The organism is Salinarimonas soli (genome assembly GCF_008386575.1).
Classification (GTDB): domain Bacteria; phylum Pseudomonadota; class Alphaproteobacteria; order Rhizobiales; family Beijerinckiaceae; genus Salinarimonas_A; species Salinarimonas_A soli.
On the sequence record NZ_VUOA01000161.1, the window covers coordinates 1 to 419 of the forward strand.

The window sequence follows — 419 nt, forward strand, 5'->3', positions numbered from 1 at the left end:
TTCTGGTTTAGGTTAGGTACAATGTCGTGTGATCAGTTCATCATGCTGCTCATCATCATGACGTCTTTGTAAGTCCTCTTGACCAGCATGTCCGAGTCCAGGTAGGTGAGATCGTCCTTCATCATGACCATCTCCGAGGTGTCCACGGTCTTGCTGGTGTTCGACATGCCGAGGTCTTTTCTGTAGATCATTACGTCAGCGAACTTCATGTTGCTAGTGAAGAAGCTCGCCATGTCAATCGGTCTGTCAAATGGATATCCGAGAGGCATGGTGGAGATACATGAGCTCCAGCGACAAGCACAACGGTCCTTCATCATGGTCATGTCCAATGTGGGCAAGAGCATACCGGTGCGGACCGGCGACACGATGACGTACATCTGCATCTCCAAACCTCCAATCGTACCGAGGGGCAGCATAAG

The 419-nt window shown here is 50.6% G+C and carries 1 protein-coding gene; it reads right to left on the minus strand.

Going from position 1 to position 419, the window contains the following annotated elements; translation table 11 throughout:
- Positions 1–32 precede the first annotated feature (32 nt).
- A partial coding sequence (locus F0L46_RS27740; RefSeq protein ID WP_149822410.1) for a hypothetical protein occupies positions 33–419 on the minus strand: 387 nt, incomplete at its 5' end.